The sequence below is a fragment of the Lentzea sp. NPDC005914 genome (assembly GCF_040629405.1).
Lineage (GTDB): Bacteria > Actinomycetota > Actinomycetes > Mycobacteriales > Pseudonocardiaceae > Lentzea.
On record NZ_JBEXVQ010000010.1, the window covers coordinates 68,384 to 87,525 of the forward strand.

Genomic DNA, 19,142 nt, shown 5'->3' on the forward strand with positions numbered 1-19,142 from the left:
CGAACCGGGGAAACGGTACGGGTCAGGTCGTCAGCCGCTCGAACCGGTCCCACTGCTCCTGGGTCACGATGGTGACCTCGGAGGAGTTGAGCTCGGCGGCCGCGAGAGAGTTCATGACCATCAGCTTGTTGTTCACCAGCAGGCCCACTTGGTCGCGCGGGCTGCGGACCGCGGGCACGCCCGCCGGGACGCGGACCGCGACCTTCAGCGAGTCGACCGCCTTCGGGCGCCTGGCCAGCACGCCGACCGCGTACTGAGCCGCGACCGAGCCGCGTTCGAACCGGACGAGCTTGCCGCCGACCACGACGTCCGCCGTGCGTTCGGGGGAGGGCATCGCGAACCCGTTGAGCGCCCGCGCCTCGTCGGCCGTGACGCAGCCGTTGAGCCCGAGCGCGTCAACGCCGAAGTGGTTGATGTTCGTGGGGGCGCCGGACCCGTCGCTGGAGGTGGCGCGCAGGACGTCCAGCCCGACCCTGTTGCACGGGTCACCGGCGTTCACCGGCGCGTGGCCCTCGGGGCTGCGCACCAGGCCGGGGCCTTCCTTCCACGCTCCGGGGATCACGACCGGCTCGAACGGGTGCCGGGTGAACTCCTTGTTCCAGAACGTGATGGTGGTGCCGGCGTCGGTCGAGTGGGCGATCGCGAACGTCGACGCCGCCTCGATCCACATCCAGTCCGCGCTGAAGGCCTCGACCAGCGACCGGGTGCGAGGCTGGTTGGTCGAGTCCACCGGCTTGAAGCCCTGCGGGCCCAGTGCCTCGACACCGGTGCCGAACAGCGGGTCCTTCGAGCGCACGACGTACTGGCCGGCGCCGTTCGTGGCCGCCGCGTACCCCGTGGTGTCGGTGAAGAGCAGGTAGACCCAGCCGTCGAGGTAGATCGCGGACTGCTGGCCGGCGCCGTAGGTGTTCTCGCGACTGACGTCGTTGGACGGGCCGACGATCGCCCGGCCGCCGTTGGCCCGCGCCCAGTTGGTGCCGTCCTTGCTGGTCGCGACACCGATCGAGCTGCCGTTCGCGTGGTTGTCCCGCGACGCGCCGGTGTAATACATGTAATAGGTGTCGCCGATCTTGACCAGCGACGGGTCGCACGTGTGCATCGCGTCGAAGCTGGAGCCGCTGCCGGACAGCACCGCGCGCGCTGTGCTGAACGGCCCGTCCGCGCTGGGACCCTCGCTGTAGAGGATGTCGTCGCCGTTCGGCTGGGCGCTGCCCATCTGGCTGCACCACCACGTGCGGACCCTGCCGCCGTCCATCATCACGGCCGGCGCGTAGTTGTAGACCGCGTCCTCGACCCCGGCGACGACCGTGCCGGAGCTCTGCCGCGAGTTGTCCGTGGTGAGCTTGATGCGTTCCCTCGGCGCCTCGGGAGCGTTGCTCTCCGGCGCCACTACCTGCCCCGCTGGAGTACCGACGGGGTCGCCGACCGCGGCGCTGGTACACGCCGTGACCGCGCCGAGCAGCGCGAGCGCAGGCAGCAGCGCGAGGGGTCGACGTCTCAGGGGCACTCACCCATCATAGTGATCAAGTCCTCCGGACGGGTGAAGTACGTATTCGGAGTCCGATTCATGTCCGGTCGATTGGTCTTCGCGCGGTTGCCTGATGTGCAATACCGCAGCCCAGGAGCCCAATTTCGGCGACAAAGGTGCGCCGCTCTGTGACTGCGGGCACGCCGGGTTTTTCGTCGGCTGGCTCGCTGGTGGGTGTTCGCGGACCGCGCACCGGCGGCGGAACCAGGCGAGGAACTTCGCCGGGTCGCCGCCCTGCCGGATCGCGGACGCCGCGCCGGTCAGCGGGAACATCGCGGCGTGCGTGCGCGCCCGTTCGTACAAGCCCGGCCGGACGCGTCTCACCAGCGGCCAGCCGTAGCCGGCGAACGCGGCGGCGTCGAGAGCGGGATCGCCAGCGCAGGCGAAGTCCCAGTCGATGACTCCGCTGATCTTTCCGTTGTGCCAGCGCAGGTTCACCGGTGCCAGGTCGCCGTGCACGAAGCCCTTCGCCGTGGGCAGGTCCGCACTTTCCGCCCGCCCGCGTGGTGCAGCGGTTCATCAAGCAGGACGAGGAGTTCTTCGTCCAGTTCGACCGCGGCCAGTGCGTCGAGAACGTCGAGGACGGCCTCGTCGCTCGCGGTGTCCGACGGTTCGCCGGGCAGGTACGAGATGATGACGTGCGCCTGGCCCAATGGCAGATCCAACCGGTCTTCGACGACTTCCGGTACGGCGAAAGGAAGATCCAGCTGCCCGATCCGCCGCAGAGCCTGGGCCCGTCGGCGTGCGTCGGCCAGGTCCGCGCGAGGAAATCTCGCCACCCACTCGCCCGGCACTACGACGGCATCGTTGAACGTGCCGCGTGCGAGCTCGGCGCCGGGCGTCTTGAGCAGGTCGTCGAGCGTCATCAGCTGCCCAGGAAGCGGACGACGGCCATCACACGGCGGCTCAGACCGGACGAGCCGGCGAGCCCGAGCTTGTCGAAGATCGCGTTGATGTGCTTCTCCGCTGCGCTCTGCGAGATGTGCAACTGCTCGGAGATGCGGGCGTTGGTCAGACCCTGCGCCATCAGTTCGAGGACGTTCTTCTCCCGCTGGGTCAGCGTTTCGAGCGGGTCGACCTGCGTGGTCCTGGTCAGCAGCCTGCGCACGACCTCCGGGTCGAACGCCGCACCGCCCGCCGCGACCCGGTCCAGCGCCTCCAGGAACTCGTCGACCTGGGCCACGCGGTCCTTGAGCAGGTAGCCGACCCTGCCGCCGGTGCTGGTGATGAGCTCGGTGGCGTACCGGTTCTCGATGTACTGCGAGAGCACGAGAACGGCGACGTTCGGCCACTTCTCCCGGATCGTCAACGCCGCGCGCATGCCGTCGTCCTTGTGGTCGGGCGGCATCCGGACGTCCGTGACGACGATGTCCGGCTGGTGTTCTTCGGTCGCCTTCAGCAGTTCCGGTGCGGTGCCGACGGCGGCCACGACCTCGTGGCCCTCCTCGGCGAGCAACCGGATCAGGCCCTCGCGCAGCAGCGTCGAGTCCTCGGCCAGGATCACTCGCACGGCACCCTCGCGTAGATCGTGGTGGGCCCGCCGGCCGGACTGATCACCTCGAAGTCCCCGTCGACGGCCTTGACCCGGCGGGCCAGCCCGGACAGCCCGGTTCCCGACTCGTCCGCCCCGCCCATCCCGTTGTCCTGCACCGTCACCGTGATGTCGTCCTCGCCCGGCCGCACGCAGACCTCCACCACCGACGGGTTCGCGTGCTTGGCCGCGTTGTTGACGGCCTCGGACACCACGAAGTAGATCACCGTCTCCAGCGCGGTCCCCGGCGGGTCCTCCAGCAGGTTGTCGATCTCGACGCGCACGCTGGACCGTTCCGCCAGCACCTCCAGCGCCGTGTCCAGCCCCGAGTCGTCGAGCACGGCCGGGTAGACCCGCGTCGCGACCTCCCGCAGTTCGTCGATGGTCTCGGCCGCCGTGTCGTGCGCTTGCCGCAGCAACCGCTGGAGCTGCTCGTCGTCCTTGGTCCTGCGCGCCCTGCCGATCAGCATGCCGATCGCGACGAGCCGCTGCTGAACCCCGTCGTGCAGGTCTCTTTCGATGCGCCTCCGCTCGTCGTCGATCGCCTCGATCACCTCGGCCCGCGTGCTCGTCAGCTCCGCAACCCGTTGGCGCAGCAGCGTTTGCTGACTGGTCCCGAGCATCCTGGTGGCGAGCCACCGGTCCAGCGCGGCCACACCCGGCACGCCCGCGGTCGTCACGAAGATGACCAGCGCACCCGGTATCGCCACCAGCGCGAGCAGCTCCAAGGTGACGTGGTCGCCGTCCTCGATCAACGCCCAGGAGCCGTCGAACAACAACGCCGTGACCATCGAGATCCCGACGCAGTACCAGAACGCCAGCATCGTGATGACGCCCGCGCCCAGCACACCGACCAGCCACCGCACCGCCACGTACCGGCGGCACCCGCTCCTGGTGAGCGGGTTCGTGTGCACCACCCGGTCGAACTGCTCGATCCTGCGCAGCTCGTACTCGGCCTGCTGAACCACCCCGACACCCACCGCAGCCGCGACGAGCCCCACCAGCCCGGTCACCGCCCCGATGATCAGCCCGAAGAGCATCCGGAACCACCCGCGCACCAACGCCCCGGCGCTGAGCTGATCATCCTGCCGCACATCACCCACCGTACTGGCCACCCCAGCCCCCGGCATTGCGGTTTCCCGCAATATCGCCCTGTGGTTTCCCGCAATGTCCTCGTGCGGTTTCCCGCTGAAATCCAAACGGCTTACCTCATAGCGCCACCCCACCCCCATTCCTAACGTTGACCCGACCAATTCGACCACCACAAGGGGAAAACGCAATGCTGGCTGAGTGGGCCGTGAACCTGATGCAAACCCTGGGAGGCGTGGGCGCCGCCGTGGTGGTGGGCCTGGACAACCTGTTCCCGCCGATCCCGAGCGAACTGGTGCTCCCCCTGGCGGGCTTCTCCGCGAGCAAAGGCGTGTTCAGCCTGCCCGCGGCCCTGTTCTGGACCACCCTGGGCTCAGTGGCCGGCGCCGTCATCGTCTACCTGGCGGGCATGCTCCTGGGCCGCGACCGCACCCGCCGCCTGGTGGCCCGCATCCCCCTGGTCAAGGTGACCGACTTCGACAAATCCGAAGCCTGGTTCACCCGCCACGGCACCAAAGCCGTGTTCTTCGGCCGAATGGTGCCGCTGTTCCGCAGCTTCATCTCCCTGCCCGCAGGAGTGGAACGCATGAACTTCCCGAAATTCCTGGCGCTCACCACGTTAGGAAGCCTGATCTGGAACACCGCCTTCGTAGGCGCCGGCTACCTGCTGGGCGAGAACTGGCACCGAGTCGACGCCTACGCGGGCATCTTCCAAAAGCTGGTGCTGGCCGCCCTGGCCCTGGCGGTCGCCCTCTTCGTGGCAACCCGCCTGCGCCACCGCCCCAAGCCCGACCCAGAAGCCACCGAGGTCTTCCGCCGCGTCAAGCAGTGACCTCGCGACCTGCCGCGCCCTCAGCCACCTCACCGCACCTCGGCTGGGCGGGTACACGCGCGCCCGCCTCTTCAATCCGCGCAACAACGTCAGCCGAGCAACACAACCTGCCGCCGCATCAGCACGTCCGGTTTCTCGCACGGCCCCGCGCCTTGAGCGCCACATCGGCGAGAGCACCGTCCACCAACTCAGACGGCTTGCGCCATGCCCGCGCGATCCACGACCGCACCCGTAGCGGCCTCGACGGCTACCCGATCCGGGTCAGGTGGGTTCGGCGGCACCACTCGTTCAACCCTCGTGGCGGCTTCAGCCAACAACCCTCAGCCGACAAGCTTGCCGCGCAACACAATCAGCCGCGGCCGCGTCAGCACGTCCGGCTCCTCACACGGATCCGCGTCATAACCCACCACATCAGCGAACCCGCCATCCACCAGCCCCGGCAACCCCAGCCATGCCCGCGCAGTCCAAGACCCGGCCCCGACCGCCGCCTCGACCGGCATCCCGGCCTTGATCAGCCACGAGATCTCCCCGGCCACCTCACCGCAAGGCTTGTTGTCCGTCCCCGCCAACACGGTCACACCAGCCTCGTAAGCCGCGCGAACAGTGGGAAACGCATGCTCCCACCCGCCCTGAATCCACTCCCTGAACCGCGCGTCCGACGACTTCTCCAGCCCCTTCAACACCCCGGCGAACGCCGTGAACGTCGGCACCAGCGCCGTCCCCTGAGCCGCCATCCGCGAAAGGAGCGAATGATCCAGGTGCATCCCGTGCTCGAGACTGTCCGCCCCGGCCAGCACAGCGTTGCGACACCCCTCGGCGGTCTGACAGTGCACAGCAACGCGCCTACCCGCGGCATGCACCGCGTCAACGGTCGCCGTCAGAACATCCAGCGGCACCGGCGGATCATCGGGCATCCAGTCCCCGATGACCTTGCACCACCCGGCCACGGCCTCCTCGACCGCGGCCGAAGGGAGCTCGTCCTCCTCGACCCGCCTGCCGGCACCGGCGAAGAACCTCCCCGGCGTGGCCAGCCACCGCCCGCTCCGAGCCAACCGAGGCAGGTCAGCGTCATCAGCCCGGTCCAGCACGGGATCCGCGGACCCAGGCGACCGCACGGTCAGCACCCCGGCAGCCCGATGAGCGAGCATGTGCCGCCGGAACACCTCGTGCGAGTAAGCATCCGTTGGAGCCTCGGTCCCGGCGTGCGAGTGCACGTCGACCAGCCCCGGCAGCAGCCACAGACCGTCCGAAGTGGACGTACCAGAAGCGCGCAACCGTTCGCCGTCCACGACGAACGAGACCGGAGCGCGCGAGGGCAGAGCGATCCCCCAGATCCTCATGAAAACGACGGTACCCCAGGCCGGGGGAGTGGCCTGGGGTACCGGAACAGAACGAGATCAGACGTCGTAACGGTCCGCGTTCATGACCTTGTTCCACGCGGAGACGAAGTCCTGGACGAACTTCTCCGACGCGTCGTCACTCGCGTAGACCTCGGCGACGGCGCGCAGCTCGGAGTTCGAGCCGAACACCAGGTCGTTGCGCGTGCCGGTCCACCGGACGGCACCGGTGGCGCGGTCGCGGCCCTCGAAGTTCTCCTCGTCCTCGGTGACCGACTTCCACTCCGTCTCCATGTCGAGCAGGTTGACGAAGAAGTCGTTGGTCAGCGCCCCCGGCTTGGCCGTGAGCACGCCGGCCTGCGAGCCGCCGTGGTTCGCGCCCAGCACCCGCAGACCGCCGACGAGCACGGTCATCTCCGGTGCGGAGAGGCCGAGCAGGTTGGCCCTGTCGATCAGCAGGTACTCCGACGGGAGCGGGGTGGCCTTGCCGCCGAAGTTGCGGAAGCCGTCGACGGTGGGCTCCAGCACCGCGAACGACTCGGCGTCGGTCTGCTCCTGGGTCGCGTCGACCCGGCCCGCGAGGAACGGCACCTCGACGTCGTGGCCCGCGGCCTTCGCGGCCTGCTCGATCGCCGCGGCACCGCCGAGGACGATCACGTCGGCCAGCGAGACCTTCTTGCCACCGGAGACAGAGCTGTTGAACGCCTCCTGCACGCCCTCCAGGACGCGCAGCACCTGGGCGAGCTCAGCCGGCTCGTTGACCTCCCAGTTGCGCTGCGGCTCCAGGCGGATGCGGGCACCGTTCGCGCCACCGCGCTTGTCGCTCTGGCGGAACGACGAGGCCGAGGCCCACGCGGTCTTGACCAGCTGCGAGATCGAGAGGCCCGACTCGAGGATCTTGGCCTTCAGCGAAGCCACGTCAGCGGCGTCGATCAGCTCGTAGTCGCGCACCGGCAGGCGGTCCTGCCAGATCAGCTCCTCCTGCGGCACCTGCGGGCCGAGGTAGCGCTGGATCGGGCCCATGTCGCGGTGGGTCAGCTTGAACCACGCGCGGGAGAAGGCCTCCGCGAACGCCTCGTGGCTCTCCGCGAACCTGCGCGAGATCGGCTCGTAGATCGGGTCGACGCGCAGCGCGAGGTCCGTGGTCAGCATCATCGGCGTGCGGTTGAGCGTGCCGTCCTCGGGGTCCGGCACCGTGTTGGCGCCCGCGCCGTCCTTCGGCTTCCACTGGTGCGCGCCGGCCGGGGACTTGGTGAGCTCCCACTCGAACGCGAACAGGTTCTTGAAGAACAGGTTCGTCCACTTGGTGGGCTGCTGGGTCCAGGTGACCTCGAGGCCGGACGTGATCGTGTCACGGCCCTTGCCGGTGCCGTGCGTGCTGATCCAGCCGAAGCCCTGCGAGTCCATCAGCGAGCCCTCGGGCTCGGCGCCGACCAGCGACGGGTCACCGGCACCGTGCGCCTTGCCGAAGGTGTGGCCACCGGCGATGAGCGCGACGGTCTCCTCGTCGTTCATTCCCATGCGGCCGAACGTCTCGCGGATGTCGCGGGCGGCGGCCAGCGGGTCCGGGTTGCCGTTCGGGCCCTCGGGGTTGACGTAGATCAGACCCATCTGGACCGCGGCCAGCGGGGACTCGAGGTCGCGCTCACCGCTGTAGCGCGAGTCGCCGCCGAGCCACGTGGTCTCGGGGCCCCAGTACACGTCCTCGTCCGGCTCCCACACGTCGTTGCGGCCGCCGGCGAAGCCGAAGGTCGTGAAGCCCATGGTCTCCAGCGCGCGGTTGCCCGTGAAGATCATGAGGTCGGCCCAGGAGACCTTGCGGCCCCACTTCTTCTTGACAGGCCACAGCAGACGGCGGGCCTTGTCCAGGTTGCCGTTGTCCGGCCAGCTGTTGAGCGGAGCGAAGCGCTGCATGCCCGCACCGGCGCCACCGCGGCCGTCGTGGGTGCGGTAGGTGCCCGCGCTGTGCCACGCCATGCGGATCATGAACGGGCCGTAGTGCCCGAAGTCCGCGGGCCACCAGTCCTTCGACTCGGTCAGCACGGCGTCGACGTCGCGCGCCAGCTCGTCGAGGTCGACGGTCAGGAACTCCTTGCCGTAGTCGAACTCACCGCCCATGGGGTTGGCCTGGACGGGGTGCTTGCGGAGGATCCGGAGGTTGAGCTGCTTGGGCCACCAGTCGCGGTTGCCGCCGCCCTCGGTCGGGTGGCTGAGTCGCCCGTGCGCGACCGGGCAGCCGCCAGCCTCCTCCACGTTCAGTTCGCTCACCTTGGCGTCAGTGCTGTCGGACACGGGAATCCTTCCGGATGTTCAGGAACTTTTCGCGGCGGTCGTGCACTCGGGGCAGGTGCCCCAGTAGATGACCTCGGCCTCGTCGATGACGAACCCGTGGTCGTCGGATGCGTCCAGGCAGGGCGCGGCGCCGACAGAACAGTCGACGTCGGCGATGGCGCCGCAGGATCTGCACACGACGTGGTGGTGGTTGTCCCCGACGCGAGCCTCATAACGCGCAACCGAGCCTTGAGGTTCGATGCGTCGCAACAGGCCGGCTCCGGTCAAAGCGCGGAGCACGTCGTACACGGCCTGATGAGAGACCGCGCCGAGGTTCTGACGCACGACACCGATGATCGAGTCCGTGTCGGCGTGCGGGTGGCCGTGCACCGCGGACAGCACAGCTATCCGCGGAGCCGTCACGCGAAGTGACGCTCCACGCAACAAGCGCTCGAAGTCCGAAGCCGTGGGCACGGGAGCCACCCTGCCGTCTTTTCTGGAGTGAGTCAAGTTAACGAACGATGCAATTCACTCGACCAGGTCATCGCCGGACGGCGGCCATGGCGTCGGCCAGCCGCCGCACGCCCTCGGCGAGCACGTGCTCAGGTGCTCCGCCGTAAGTCAAACGGAGAAAACTGCCCTGCGGTTCAGCGGCGAACCACGGCCGGCCCGGGAACACCACGACATCGCGTGCCGCGGCAGCCGCCGTCAGTTCGAGGTCGTCCACGCCGTCCGGCAGCCTCGCCCACAGGTGCAAGCCGCCCGACGACCGTGCGACCTCGAACTCCGGCAGGTGCTCGCGGACCGTGCGCGCCAGAGCGTCGCGCCTGGTCCTCAAGGACTGCTGGAGCGTGCGCAGGTGCCGCCGCCAGACCGGCGACGTCACGAAGTCGATCGCCGCCTCCTGCAGCGGCCCCGCGACGTACAGGTCCTGCCGCGACCGGGTGTTCTTGAGACGGATGCCCGCCGGCCCGCGCGCCCCGATCACGGCGACGCGCAGCCCCGGCGCGGCGACCTTGGTCAGCGACCGGACGTAGACGACGTGCCCGTCGGCGTCCTGCGAGGCCAGCGTCGGCGGTGCGGCGCCGTCGATGGTGAAGCCGCGCGCCCAGTCGTCCTCCACGAGGAACGCGCCCGCCGCGCGGATGATCCGCATGACCTCGGGCCGCCGTTGTTCCGACAACACGGCGCCGTGCGGGTTCGCGTGCAGCGGCTGGCAGTAGAAGAGCTTCGCGCTGGTCCGTTCGAACGCCGCCCGCAGCAGATCCGGTCGTACCCCGTCCTGATCCGCGGGCACCGCCACGACCTTGAGCCCGGCGTCGCGCGCCGCGGCGATCGCACCGAGGTAGGTCGGCGCCTCGACCAGCACGGCGTCGCCCCGGTCACCCAGCCCGCGGAACACCGTCGCGAGCGCTTCCTGAGCGCCCGCGCACACCGTCATGTCGCCCGCCCTGAGCTCGCCGCCCGCCTCCTTCGCGAACCACGCGCGCAGCTCCTCCTTGCCCTCGACCGGCACCCGCCCCCACGACGCGGGCCTGCGCGCGGCCCTGGTGAGCGCGGCGCCGAGCGCGTCCGTGGGCTGCAGGTCCGGGTCGAGGTACCCGCTGGACAGGGGGATGACCTCGGGCTTCGGCACCGCGACGAGGTTCGCCACGAGGTCCTCGCCCGGCCTGCCCTCGCCGAGCGCGACGGCCTGCCACGACAGGTCCTGGCTCGTGGCCTTCGTCCGCGGGGCGACGTAACTGCCTTTGCCGGGCCGCACCTCGACGAGCCCTTCGGCCGCGACGTGCTGGATCGCCTGCTGCACGGTCGCGGGTGAGGCCCGATGCCTCGCCATCAGATCGCGCACCGACGGCATCCGATCGCCCGCGCGCCCGGCACGTGCCGCAGCTCTCAGGTCCTCGATAACGCGGACGGCTGCGTTATCCTCATTCATGAGAGCCAAGAGTAACGTTATCGTGCCAGCGGGGGTAACACTCGGCGCTGTGGGCGTGCTGGGCTTCAGCTTCTCCCTCCCGGCAACCCGCCTGGCAGTAGCCGCACTCGACCCGTGGTTCGTGGCTTTCGGCCGCGCCCTGGTCGCCGGTCTGCTGGCGATCGCCTACCTGGCGTTATCGCGTGCCCCGCTTCCGTCGGTAACGCAGGTGCGCCGCCTGATCATCGTCGCCGCCGGCATCGTGATCGGCTTCCCGCTCTTCACGTCCCTGGCCCTCACCACCCAGACCTCGGCCCACGGCGCCGTCGTGATCGCCGTGCTGCCCATGTCCACGGCGATCTGGGCGGTCGTCCGCGCCTCCGAACGCCCGCCGCTGACGTTCTGGCTGGCGAGCGGCGCGGGCTTGCTGGCAGTGCTCGCCTTCGTGGCGACCGGCGGCGGCTTCTCCGGTTCGCTGAGCCTGGCCGACGGCTATCTGCTGTTCGCGGTCGTGTTGTGCGGCTTGGGGTACGCCGAGGGCGGCGCACTCTCTCGCGAACTGGGCGGCGCGCGTACGGTCTGCTGGGCCCTGGTCGTCTCGTTGCCCGTGACGATCCCGGTTTCCTTGTACACAGCGGACTTTTCGCGCGCCACACCCGTTGTCTGGCTCAGTTTCGCTTACGTGGCCCTGGTCTCGATGTTCCTGGGCTTCTTCGCCTGGTACGCGGGCCTCGCCGCGGGAGGCGTCGCCAAGATCGGCCAGATCCAACTGGCACAACCGGTCCTGACCCTGATCTGGTCAGCCCTCGTCCTCGGCGAACCGGTCGGCTGGCCCGCCATGGCCACCGCCGCAGTCGTACTCGTGTGCGTCGTGCTGACCCAACGCAGCCGCGTCACACAGACGACGGCCGTTGAGGCTCAACCAGTTCGCTGATCCCAGCACGGTCGAACGCCTCGATGAGCGCGTCCGATCCCTGCTCGATCTTGAGCCGAATCTCGGCAGGATGCAGCGGGACGACGGCAAGCAGACTGATCTTGCCGTCGATCTCGCGCGCTTCCGGTGTGCGCACGTTGATCATCGGCGTGACGACCATGCCCGCGAACTCCGTGTTCGGCGCGTAAGGCAACGCCGGGTCACCGTTGGGCAGCAGGTGCCACGGTCCGAGCCAGGTGCCGTTCTCGTGCGGGAACGTCGCCAGGTACTTGAGCAGGTGCACCGGCCACGAGTCGTCGGCCGTGAGGTCCTCGATCGGCCAGTCCGCCGGCAACGCCATCATCAGCTCGGCGAACGGATTCGCCCCGTCCGGCACCGTCATGGCCACGTCGCTCATGCCCTCGGTGACCAACGTCCGGTAAGGACGTTCCTCGGTGGGCCCGGCCACCAGCACGTGCACCCCGGTCGACGGCATCGCGTGGAACACGAACTCGATCGGCCCGAAATGTGCCTCGACGTGCCGTTCAATCGCCTCAGGTCCGCCCATGCCGCCGAGCTTAGGCGGCCCAGAATTGTCAGACCCTGCTGCCATCCTCGGTTCATGCCGATCGAAGTCGCGAGCAAGCGCCGCAAGGTGACGCGCCCGGACGCCGTGGTCATCGACGTGACCTCCCGCGGCCCCGACCCATGGGTGCGCTTCAGCCCGTTCTACCCGCACGGCGACATCCCGGTGCCCATGTCGCCGGGCGTTGTGAGCGAGTCGGTGGAGGGCGTCTGGCAGGCGTTGAAGGTCTTCGAGAACTCCGACGTGGACCCGTCAAAGCTTTCGGTAACCTCGATGAAGGGCCTGAAGCGCACGGTGCGCCGCTTCGGTCCCGTCCGGGGCCACCGCGCGGGTCTGGAGGGCGACCACCTCCTCGACTACCGCACGGCGCGCCACGAGATCTACCTGCCGACCTACCGCTGGGTCCTGGAAAACCGCCTGCAGGACCTGGTCGCAGAGCTTGCACATTCAGCCGAGTCGGCGGACGTCGTGCTGCTCGACTACACGACCAACGGCGACCCCGACGACCTCAAGACCCCGCTGTCCCACGCGGCCCTGATCGCCGACCACGTGAGGAGGATTCATCGCTCGGCGAGCGTCAGCAGGTAGTTCGCCTGCGTCATGGCTCGATGCGCCTCGATCCCGACCGACTGTTGCGAGCGAAGTTGCTCGAATCAGTCTGGGAACGTTGGCCTTCTTAAGCTCGACGGCGCGAGATCTCTTCGACATCGCGGTCGCCTGCGCCTCGGCCGGCGCCCGTGCTGAGCAGACCTATACTGCTGTCCTTCGGCTTTGGGGGTCGACAGTGGCTGTGCGGGACAAGGAACTCTTCAAGATCGTGGACGCGCTCGCCGAGGTGAAGCGGACGTCCGGGAACTCGTACGACACCCTGAAGGTGCGGGGCAAGGTGTTCGGCTACTTCTGGCCGCGCACGCAGACGGTCGGGCTGAAGCAGACGCTGTCCGAGCAGCTGGCGTTGGTGGCCGAGCGGCCGGACGTCTTCGAGGTGCAGTTCACGGCGGGCGGGTTCGGCTGGGTCGTGGTGTACCTGGAGGGCATCGAGGCCGACGAGCTCGGGGAGCTCGTGTTCGAGGCGTGGCGGCTGTCCGCGCCGGATGAGCTTGTCGCGCAGGTGCCGGACCTCGCGCGATGACGCGGGTCAAGTTCGAGCTGCCTGCCGACGACCTGGGGCGTGCGGTGGCCTTCTACCGCGACGTGTTCGGGTGGTCGGCGCAGAAGCTGCCGTTCGAGTACGTGCTCGTCGACACCGACGGCGAAACTGTCGATCCTGCGGACAGTGATGGCGGGATTTCGCCGCGTACCGAGTTCGTGCAGGGGCCCGTGCTGATCATCGACGTGCCGAGCATCGACGACGTGGCGCGGAAGGTCGTCGCGGCCGGCGGCGTGCTGCTCAACGCCAAGGAACGCGTTGGTGAATTCGGGTTCTCGCAGTACATCAAGGACAGTGAGGGCAGTGTGCTGTGTCTGTGGGAGTCGGTTCAGGGGTGACGGAGATCTAGGCGAGAGCCGTCGGCGAACGTCAGTCGCACGACCGGCTTCACGGGCAGACTTGCGCCAACCACAGGGGTTTCGAGCCGCACGGCGCCGCGCGGGATCTCCGCGAAGGTCGTGAAGACGCTGGAGGGCTTGGCCTCGAACAGATGCGTGGGGTAGACGACGGCCACGCGTTGGTCGCTCACGGCCAGGCGAGCGTTGCCGCGGCTGAAGGCGAAGTGGTCGGCCAGCTGTACGGCGAGGCTGGACGGGGCGGGTGCTTCCAGCCAGTAGCCGAGTATCGGGTCGTCCAGCCAGTCCGGCGGGGACGGTGGGGCGGGCAGTGGCCAGCGGAGCTTGTCCTGCGGTAGTGGGGGCATCGGGCTCTGAGCGGTCCAGAGCACCTGAAGTGTGCTACCGACGAGGGCGCCCACGTAGCCGACGACCGGTGGCAGGCCCAGCACCAGGTTTTCGCCGCGCCGCAGCCAGGACTTGGTCAGTTCCTTCACCACGATCTTGTCCTCGGACGAGGCCGGAGGTTCGAGCAGGAACTCGAAGCCGAGCCGTCGGTAAGCATCACGCGCAGAGAAGCGGCACTGGACTGGACGTCGGCGATCTGAGTGCGCGGGATCTCGGCGACCACGCGGTAGGAAGGCACGGGGACGGGCTCGCCCTCGATGTGCTCACCGAACTTGCGGCGGTTGTCCGTGAGGATCTTGCCGACGTCCTTGCCGAAGCCGATCGCCTTGCCCAGGAACGAGGAAGGCGTGGGGTCCGGAGGCGCCACGACCCGCTCGGCGACCACCAGACGCGTGGAGGTCAAGGCCCACAGCCGATTCGTGCGCCTGCCGGGTTCGAACCGCGACAGGACGCCGACGGCCAGGGAGCCACCCGCCGGGCCGAAGACCCAGGTGATCGGCTTCAGGGGCCTTGTTGTAGCCGTCCTTGATGCCCTGCTCCATCGCGAGGCCGCGCCTTCTCCATGACGCCGTTGGCGATCGCGGTCGGCACGTGGCCGGTGCCGCTCATGCGCAGGCCCGCCTCGACGAGGTTCGTGGTCAGCGCGCGGTGGTGGTGAAGCCTGCGGCGGCCATCGAGGCCGGTCACCGTCACGGAGCCATCGCCGGTGCGGCGTGCCCGCGTAGCACCGGCACGGTTCGACCTCTTCCCCAGTTCCTGGCAGGTCGCTCACCACGTTGGCAACGGGGTCTGACATTCCGCCTGACTCCTCAGCGGAAGAGGATCCGGGTGATCTCCGTGTCGGTCTGACGGCCGGCGTCGTAGCCGCCCTCGCCCCTGAGGTTGTTCATGATCGCGACCGTGTACCGCTCATCGGCCCCGACGAACCCCACCGAGTTCATCACCCAGCCGCCGTCTTCCTCCGACCAGCCGTTCTTCGTGCCCGAATCGGGTCCCCACACACCCCACTGCTGCTCGGGGCCGACCTGGCGCATCTGCCCGACGATGTAGGCGCGGTCCTCCGCGGGCACCGAGTCGAGCACGTAGTTGATCAGCCGGTCGAGGTCGTTCGCCGTGCACTTCTGGAAGCCCCAGTAGGGGAAAGTCGCCGAATAACCCTTCTGCGGCACCAAATCGGTCATTCCGTACTTCGGGAAGGCCGCGTTGAACGTCGTGCCGGTGTACTTCTTCCACAACGCGTCCGCGGCCTCGTCGTCGGAGCTGTGCAGCATCGCGGTCATCAGCCGGCGGTCGTCGGTGGTCAGCTTGATCTTGCCGGACCGGTTGCGCTCCAGCAGGTTCACGACCATCGCGAGCTTGATCGTCGACGCGGTCCACGTCATGTCGCCCGCGCGGTCGTTGCGCCACGTCGCCCCGGTCTTGCGGTCCCGCAGCACGATGCCGACGGTGCCCGGCCTGGTCTCGGCGTAGGCCTTCGCGTCCATGATGCGCTTCTGGAACGCGCAGTCGAAGCCGCTGTCGGGCAGTGCGCAGACCTCGGGCGTGGCGACGGCGGCGGCCGGTGTCTGCGACGGCGGCTGGGAACTCGGCTGCGTGCTCGTGGCGGCGGGTGAGTCCCCCGTCGCGGCCTGACTGCACGCCGTGAGGGCAAGCGCGCACGCAACAAGGATCGGACGGAGCATGCGTCGCACGCTAATGGGTCCGATCGGCGGCAGTCGACCGCCATACGGCCGCGTCGATCAAGTTCGGGCGGAAGTTAAAGATATTTGACATGGTGTCTGCTTCGCTTTACCTTGGTCGTGTCAGGTTTCTTTGACATCAGGGGTGCGGACCATGGCGGTCGAGGAGAAGCGGGCGTGGACCATGGCGATCACCGCCATGGTGGGTTACGCCGTGTATGTGCTGATTGTCCTGCTCAACAGAGGTGAGAGACCGCTCACCGAGACGCCGTACGCCGGCGCGCTGCTGTGGACGATCGTGTTCGGGATCGTCGTCGGCATCACGACGGGGATCTGGTTCGGCATCGCCGCGCGCAACGACGGCATGCAGGTCGACGAACGCGACCGCGAGATCGGCCGGTTCGGTGACCACATCGGACAGTCGTTCGTCGTGATCGGCGGCGTCTCGGCGATGGCGCTCGCGGTGTTCGAGGTGCCGCACTTCTGGATCGCGAACGTGCTCTACCTGTGCTTCGTGCTGTCCGCCCTGCTCGGCTCGGTGGCGAAGATCTACGCCTACCGGCGGGGAATGGCATGAAGCCCACGAAGGTCACGAACTCCATCCGCGCGCTGCGGTTCGCGAACGGCGAGATGAAGCAGGCCGATCTCGCCCAGGTCATCGGCGTGACGCGGCAGACGCTGATCGCCATCGAGCAGGGGAAGTACTCGCCTTCGCTGGAGGTCGCGTTCAAGATCGCGCGCGCGTTCAAGGTGTCGCTCGACGAGGTTTTCCAGTACCCGGAGGAGGAAGACGAGTGAAGGCTGTCGTGCAACGAAGATACGGATCGGCGGTGCTCGGTGATCTGGACGTGCCTGTGCCTGGGCCGGGCGAGGTTCTGCTGGAGGTGCGGGCCGCGGGCGTCGACATGGGCACGTGGCACCTGCTCACCGGGAAGCCGTACCTGTTGCGGTTCATGGGGTTCGGGTTCCGCAGACCGAAGTCACCGGTGCCGGGCATGGACGTCTCCGGTGTCGTGAAGGAGATCGGCCCCGGTGTCACCGAGTTCGCGCCCGGTGACGAGGTGTTCGGCACGTGCGCGGGGTCGTTCGCCGAGTACTCCGTCGCAAAGGTCTCTCACCTGGCGCGCAAACCCGCCGGGCTCTCGTTCGCGGAGGCGGCCGCCGTGCCGGTCTCGGGTGGGACGGCAGTGCAGGGGCTGCGTGAAGTGCAAGCGGGACAACGGGTCGCGGTGCTCGGTGCCGGTGGCGGCGTCGGGTCGTACGGGGTGCAGATCGCGAAAGCCCTCGGCGCGCACGTGACCGGCGTGTGCAGCACGCGGAAAGTGGAGCTGGTGCGGTCGCTGGGCGCGGACGAGGTCGTCGACTACACCGTCGCGGACTTCACCGGCACCTACGACCTCATCCTCGACTGCGGTGGCAACCGGTCGTTGTCCAGGCTGCGCAAGGCGTTGACCCCGCGCGGCACGGCGGTTCTGGTCGGTTCCGAGACCGGCGGATCGCTGACGGGCGGGGTCGAACGGGCGGTGCGCGCGGTCGTGGTGAACCCGTTCGTGCCGCAGAAGTTCGTCATGCTGATGTCGAACGCACGCGGTGACGTCTTCGACGAGCTGCGCGTGCTGATCGAGGCCGGCAAGGTGAAACCGGCGGTGGACCGGGAGTTCCCGTTGTCCGAGGCGCTGGACGCCGTCGAGCACCTCTACTCGCGACGGGCGAGGGGCAAGGTCGTCGTCACGATCTGACCGCCGATGACCACGGTGGTCACGTTGTGCAGAGCCGTGATGTCCCGCATGGGATTTCCATGCACGGCGATGATGTCCGCGTCCCAGCCCGGCTTGAGCATCCCCTTGGTGACACCGCACACCTTCGCCGCCACGCTCGTCGCGGCGGCCAGCGCGGCGGCGTTCGGCACGCCTCCCTTGACCAGGTCGGCGACCGAGTAGGGGAGGGCACCGTGTGGTTTGCCAGCGCCGATGCCGCCATCGGTGCCCGCCACGGTCTTCACGCCGTGGTCGTACATCAGGCCCGCCATGCTCACCTTGGCGGTGTAGCTCATGCCGATCTTCTCCCACGCCTCCTTGATGAACGGTGGCGGTTCCTGCGTGACGCCCAGGGTGTGGCACACCGCGATGTCCGCCTCTGCCAGGGCGTGCATCAGGTCGGGAGGAACCTGCATGCCCCGGTCGGTCAGGCAGGAGAGGTGTTCGACGCCGTCCACTCCCGCGGCCACGGCTCGTTGCGCCGCGGCGAGGCTGTGGGCGTGGGCGGTCACCGGCAGGCCGTGGGCGTGGGCTTCCTCGACGACGACGCGAAGCTCGTGCTCGGTGAACTGGCAGTCGCCGACGGCGGTGCCGGGGGTGGCGAAACCGCCGCTGGCCATGATCTTGACGATGTCGACCTTGCGTTCGGCCCGCTCGCGCACGGCCTGACGGAGTGCATCGTCTCCGGAGGACTCGCCGCCCATGGACCAGCAATGGCCCTGAGGGCTGGTGATGGGAGGGCCGGAGCCGAGGACGCGCTGCACGTGCCGGCCTCGCTGGTCGATCACCGACCACCGGTGGTCGCCCAGGTCGCGGACCGTGGTCACGCCTGCCTCGAGGTGACGCGCCAGGCTGTCCAGGATGACCGCGTCCAGCTGCTCGGGGGAGAAGCCGGGCAGCCGGTCCAGCGCGCCGTTCTCGCTGTCCGCGCCGAGGTGGACGTGGGTGTCGATCAGTCCCGGTAGGACGGTCGCGGTGCCGAGATCGACGACCTCGGCACCGGGAACGTCCGGATGGCCCTGCTCGACCGCCTTGATCGTGCCGTTCTCGGTGATGACCGTGACGGGACCGGCGAGTGAGTGCTCACCGTCGAACGCACGCCCTGCCCGCAGCGCCAGCATCGAGACATTCTGAGCGCCACATGCTGGGAAATCAACGATCAGCGGGCGTGCGGCAACGTGAAGGAGTCGACCTGCGGCAGGTCGTGACCGAGCCGGTCGCGCTTCGCCGTCAGGTACGCGATGTTGTGCGAGTTGGGCGCCATCAGCAGGGGGACCCGCGAGGTGACCGGGATGCCGTTGTCCTCCAGCGCCGCGATCTTGTCCGGGTTGTTGGACATCAACCGCACGGACTGCACGCGCAGGTGCTTCAGCACGCGGGCCGCCGGGGTGTAGTCGCGGATGTCCACCGGCAGGCCCAGCGACGTGGCGGAGTCCAGGGTGTCCATGCCCTGGTCCTGCAGGACGTGCGTGCGAACCTTTGCCACCAAACCGATGCCGCGGCCTTCGTGACCCCGCAGGTAGATGAGGATGCCGCTGCCCTCGCGCACGATGGTGTTCAGCGCGGCGTCCAGCTGCTCGCCGCACTCGCAGCGCATGGCGCCGAAGATGTCGCCGGTCATGCACTCGGAGTGGATGCGGACCAGGACGTTCTCGCGGAGCTTGGTCTTGCCGTAGACGAGCGCCATGTGCTCGTGGCCGTCTGCGCGGAAGGCGATCGCGCGGAAGGTGCCGCGGCGGGTGACCAGGTCGGACTCCGCTACATCGTCATCGTTGAAGGCCTGTTCGAACATCTCGGGTCCCCTCGTCCAC

General features: G+C 68.6%; 24 protein-coding genes. 8 read left to right on the forward strand and 16 right to left on the reverse strand.

The features are described from left to right. Positions 1–22: 22 nt before the first annotated feature. The 5 genes from ABZ345_RS16520 to ABZ345_RS16540 are packed head-to-tail and all read right to left on the reverse strand — an operon-like array spanning position 23 to position 4,153. Positions 23–1,507 (reverse strand): beta-xylosidase, encoded by a 1,485-nt coding sequence (locus ABZ345_RS16520; RefSeq protein ID WP_359848539.1) that lies wholly within the window; start codon positions 1,505–1,507, stop codon positions 23–25. Next, the gene (locus ABZ345_RS16525) at positions 1,508–1,987 is read right to left on the reverse strand and encodes a phosphotransferase (protein WP_359848542.1); all 480 of its coding nucleotides are present in this window, start codon (positions 1,985–1,987) and stop codon (positions 1,508–1,510) included. It lies immediately after the preceding gene. Beyond that, positions 1,963–2,394: a hypothetical protein gene (locus tag ABZ345_RS16530; RefSeq protein ID WP_359848545.1), complete on the reverse strand. Its 432-nt coding sequence runs from the start codon at positions 2,392–2,394 to the stop codon at positions 1,963–1,965. The genes ABZ345_RS16525 and ABZ345_RS16530 overlap by 25 nt, the downstream gene beginning before the upstream one ends. After that, positions 2,394–3,038, reverse strand: coding sequence for a response regulator transcription factor (locus ABZ345_RS16535; RefSeq protein WP_359848548.1), 645 nt, complete (start codon positions 3,036–3,038; stop codon positions 2,394–2,396). Before ABZ345_RS16535 ends, ABZ345_RS16530 begins: the two co-directional genes overlap by 1 nt. Then, positions 3,029–4,153, reverse strand: coding sequence for a histidine kinase (locus tag ABZ345_RS16540; protein ID WP_359848551.1), 1,125 nt, complete (start codon positions 4,151–4,153; stop codon positions 3,029–3,031). Before ABZ345_RS16540 ends, ABZ345_RS16535 begins: the two co-directional genes overlap by 10 nt. A gap of 185 nt (positions 4,154–4,338) precedes the next feature. On the opposite strand from ABZ345_RS16540, the gene ABZ345_RS16545 reads away from it, so the two are divergent. Next, positions 4,339–4,980: a DedA family protein gene (locus ABZ345_RS16545; RefSeq protein ID WP_359848554.1), complete on the forward strand. Its 642-nt coding sequence runs from the start codon at positions 4,339–4,341 to the stop codon at positions 4,978–4,980. Between the two features lie 320 nt (positions 4,981–5,300). Here ABZ345_RS16545 and ABZ345_RS16550 read toward each other — a convergent pair whose 3' ends face one another. The 4 genes from ABZ345_RS16550 to ABZ345_RS16565 all read right to left on the reverse strand — a co-directional run bounded on the left by ABZ345_RS16550 (position 5,301) and on the right by ABZ345_RS16565 (position 10,524). Beyond that, complete coding sequence (locus tag ABZ345_RS16550) at positions 5,301–6,320, reverse strand: amidohydrolase family protein (protein WP_359848557.1); 1,020 nt, start codon at positions 6,318–6,320, stop codon at positions 5,301–5,303. A gap of 57 nt (positions 6,321–6,377) precedes the next feature. Further along, positions 6,378–8,609, reverse strand: coding sequence for a catalase/peroxidase HPI (gene katG, locus ABZ345_RS16555; RefSeq protein WP_359848560.1), 2,232 nt, complete (start codon positions 8,607–8,609; stop codon positions 6,378–6,380). 18 nt (positions 8,610–8,627) lie between these two features. Then, entirely contained in the window at positions 8,628–9,062 is a 435-nt protein-coding gene (locus ABZ345_RS16560; protein ID WP_359848563.1) for a Fur family transcriptional regulator, read from the reverse strand. Between the two features lie 67 nt (positions 9,063–9,129). Then, positions 9,130–10,524 (reverse strand): PLP-dependent aminotransferase family protein, encoded by a 1,395-nt coding sequence (locus ABZ345_RS16565; protein WP_359848566.1) that lies wholly within the window; start codon positions 10,522–10,524, stop codon positions 9,130–9,132. On the opposite strand from ABZ345_RS16565, the gene ABZ345_RS16570 reads away from it, so the two are divergent. After that, positions 10,523–11,437, forward strand: a complete 915-nt coding sequence (locus ABZ345_RS16570; protein ID WP_359848569.1) for a DMT family transporter — start codon at positions 10,523–10,525, stop codon at positions 11,435–11,437. The genes ABZ345_RS16565 and ABZ345_RS16570 overlap by 2 nt on opposite strands. Here the strand turns inward: ABZ345_RS16570 and ABZ345_RS16575 are convergent. Further along, positions 11,397–11,984: a suppressor of fused domain protein gene (locus tag ABZ345_RS16575; RefSeq protein ID WP_359848572.1), complete on the reverse strand. Its 588-nt coding sequence runs from the start codon at positions 11,982–11,984 to the stop codon at positions 11,397–11,399. The genes ABZ345_RS16570 and ABZ345_RS16575 overlap by 41 nt on opposite strands. A gap of 54 nt (positions 11,985–12,038) precedes the next feature. Between ABZ345_RS16575 and ABZ345_RS16580 the strand changes: the two genes are divergently transcribed. The 3 genes from ABZ345_RS16580 (at position 12,039) to ABZ345_RS16590 (ending at position 13,490) form a co-directional block, all read left to right on the forward strand. After that, on the forward strand, positions 12,039–12,590 hold the full coding sequence (locus ABZ345_RS16580) for a hypothetical protein (protein WP_359848575.1): 552 nt from the start codon (positions 12,039–12,041) through the stop codon (positions 12,588–12,590). 196 nt (positions 12,591–12,786) lie between these two features. Next, entirely contained in the window at positions 12,787–13,134 is a 348-nt protein-coding gene (locus tag ABZ345_RS16585; RefSeq protein WP_359848578.1) for an MmcQ/YjbR family DNA-binding protein, read from the forward strand. Beyond that, a complete protein-coding gene (locus ABZ345_RS16590; RefSeq protein ID WP_359848581.1) occupies positions 13,131–13,490 on the forward strand; it encodes a VOC family protein in 360 nt (119 codons plus the stop codon). Before ABZ345_RS16585 ends, ABZ345_RS16590 begins: the two co-directional genes overlap by 4 nt. On the opposite strand, the gene ABZ345_RS16595 is transcribed toward ABZ345_RS16590, so the two are convergent. The 4 genes from ABZ345_RS16595 to ABZ345_RS16610 all read right to left on the reverse strand — a co-directional run bounded on the left by ABZ345_RS16595 (position 13,481) and on the right by ABZ345_RS16610 (position 15,577). Beyond that, on the reverse strand, positions 13,481–13,987 hold the full coding sequence (locus ABZ345_RS16595; RefSeq protein ID WP_359848584.1) for a hypothetical protein: 507 nt from the start codon (positions 13,985–13,987) through the stop codon (positions 13,481–13,483). The genes ABZ345_RS16590 and ABZ345_RS16595 overlap by 10 nt on opposite strands. Further along, positions 13,981–14,298, reverse strand: coding sequence for a hypothetical protein (locus ABZ345_RS16600; protein ID WP_359848587.1), 318 nt, complete (start codon positions 14,296–14,298; stop codon positions 13,981–13,983). Before ABZ345_RS16600 ends, ABZ345_RS16595 begins: the two co-directional genes overlap by 7 nt. Positions 14,299–14,396: 98 nt before the next feature. Continuing rightward, positions 14,397–14,588 carry a hypothetical protein gene (locus tag ABZ345_RS16605; protein WP_359848589.1) on the reverse strand — a complete coding sequence of 64 codons (192 nt, stop codon included), beginning with the start codon at positions 14,586–14,588 and terminating at the stop codon, positions 14,397–14,399. 116 nt (positions 14,589–14,704) lie between these two features. After that, complete coding sequence (locus tag ABZ345_RS16610) at positions 14,705–15,577, reverse strand: tat pathway signal sequence (RefSeq protein ID WP_359848592.1); 873 nt, start codon at positions 15,575–15,577, stop codon at positions 14,705–14,707. A gap of 151 nt (positions 15,578–15,728) precedes the next feature. Between ABZ345_RS16610 and ABZ345_RS16615 the strand changes: the two genes are divergently transcribed. The 3 genes from ABZ345_RS16615 to ABZ345_RS16625 are packed head-to-tail and all read left to right on the forward strand — an operon-like array spanning position 15,729 to position 17,313. After that, positions 15,729–16,151 (forward strand): hypothetical protein, encoded by a 423-nt coding sequence (locus ABZ345_RS16615; RefSeq protein ID WP_359848594.1) that lies wholly within the window; start codon positions 15,729–15,731, stop codon positions 16,149–16,151. After that, positions 16,148–16,372, forward strand: a complete 225-nt coding sequence (locus ABZ345_RS16620; protein WP_359848597.1) for a helix-turn-helix transcriptional regulator — start codon at positions 16,148–16,150, stop codon at positions 16,370–16,372. Before ABZ345_RS16615 ends, ABZ345_RS16620 begins: the two co-directional genes overlap by 4 nt. Then, a complete protein-coding gene (locus ABZ345_RS16625; protein ID WP_359848599.1) occupies positions 16,369–17,313 on the forward strand; it encodes an NAD(P)-dependent alcohol dehydrogenase in 945 nt (314 codons plus the stop codon). The genes ABZ345_RS16620 and ABZ345_RS16625 overlap by 4 nt, the downstream gene beginning before the upstream one ends. Here ABZ345_RS16625 and ABZ345_RS16630 read toward each other — a convergent pair. Beyond that, positions 17,271–18,452: an amidohydrolase family protein gene (locus ABZ345_RS16630; protein ID WP_359848602.1), complete on the reverse strand. Its 1,182-nt coding sequence runs from the start codon at positions 18,450–18,452 to the stop codon at positions 17,271–17,273. The two genes, ABZ345_RS16625 and ABZ345_RS16630, sit on opposite strands and share 43 nt — an antisense overlap. A 38-nt stretch (positions 18,453–18,490) precedes the next feature. Continuing rightward, the gene (ribA, locus tag ABZ345_RS16635) at positions 18,491–19,123 is read right to left on the reverse strand and encodes a GTP cyclohydrolase II (RefSeq protein WP_359848605.1); all 633 of its coding nucleotides are present in this window, start codon (positions 19,121–19,123) and stop codon (positions 18,491–18,493) included. Positions 19,124–19,142 lie beyond the last annotated feature (19 nt).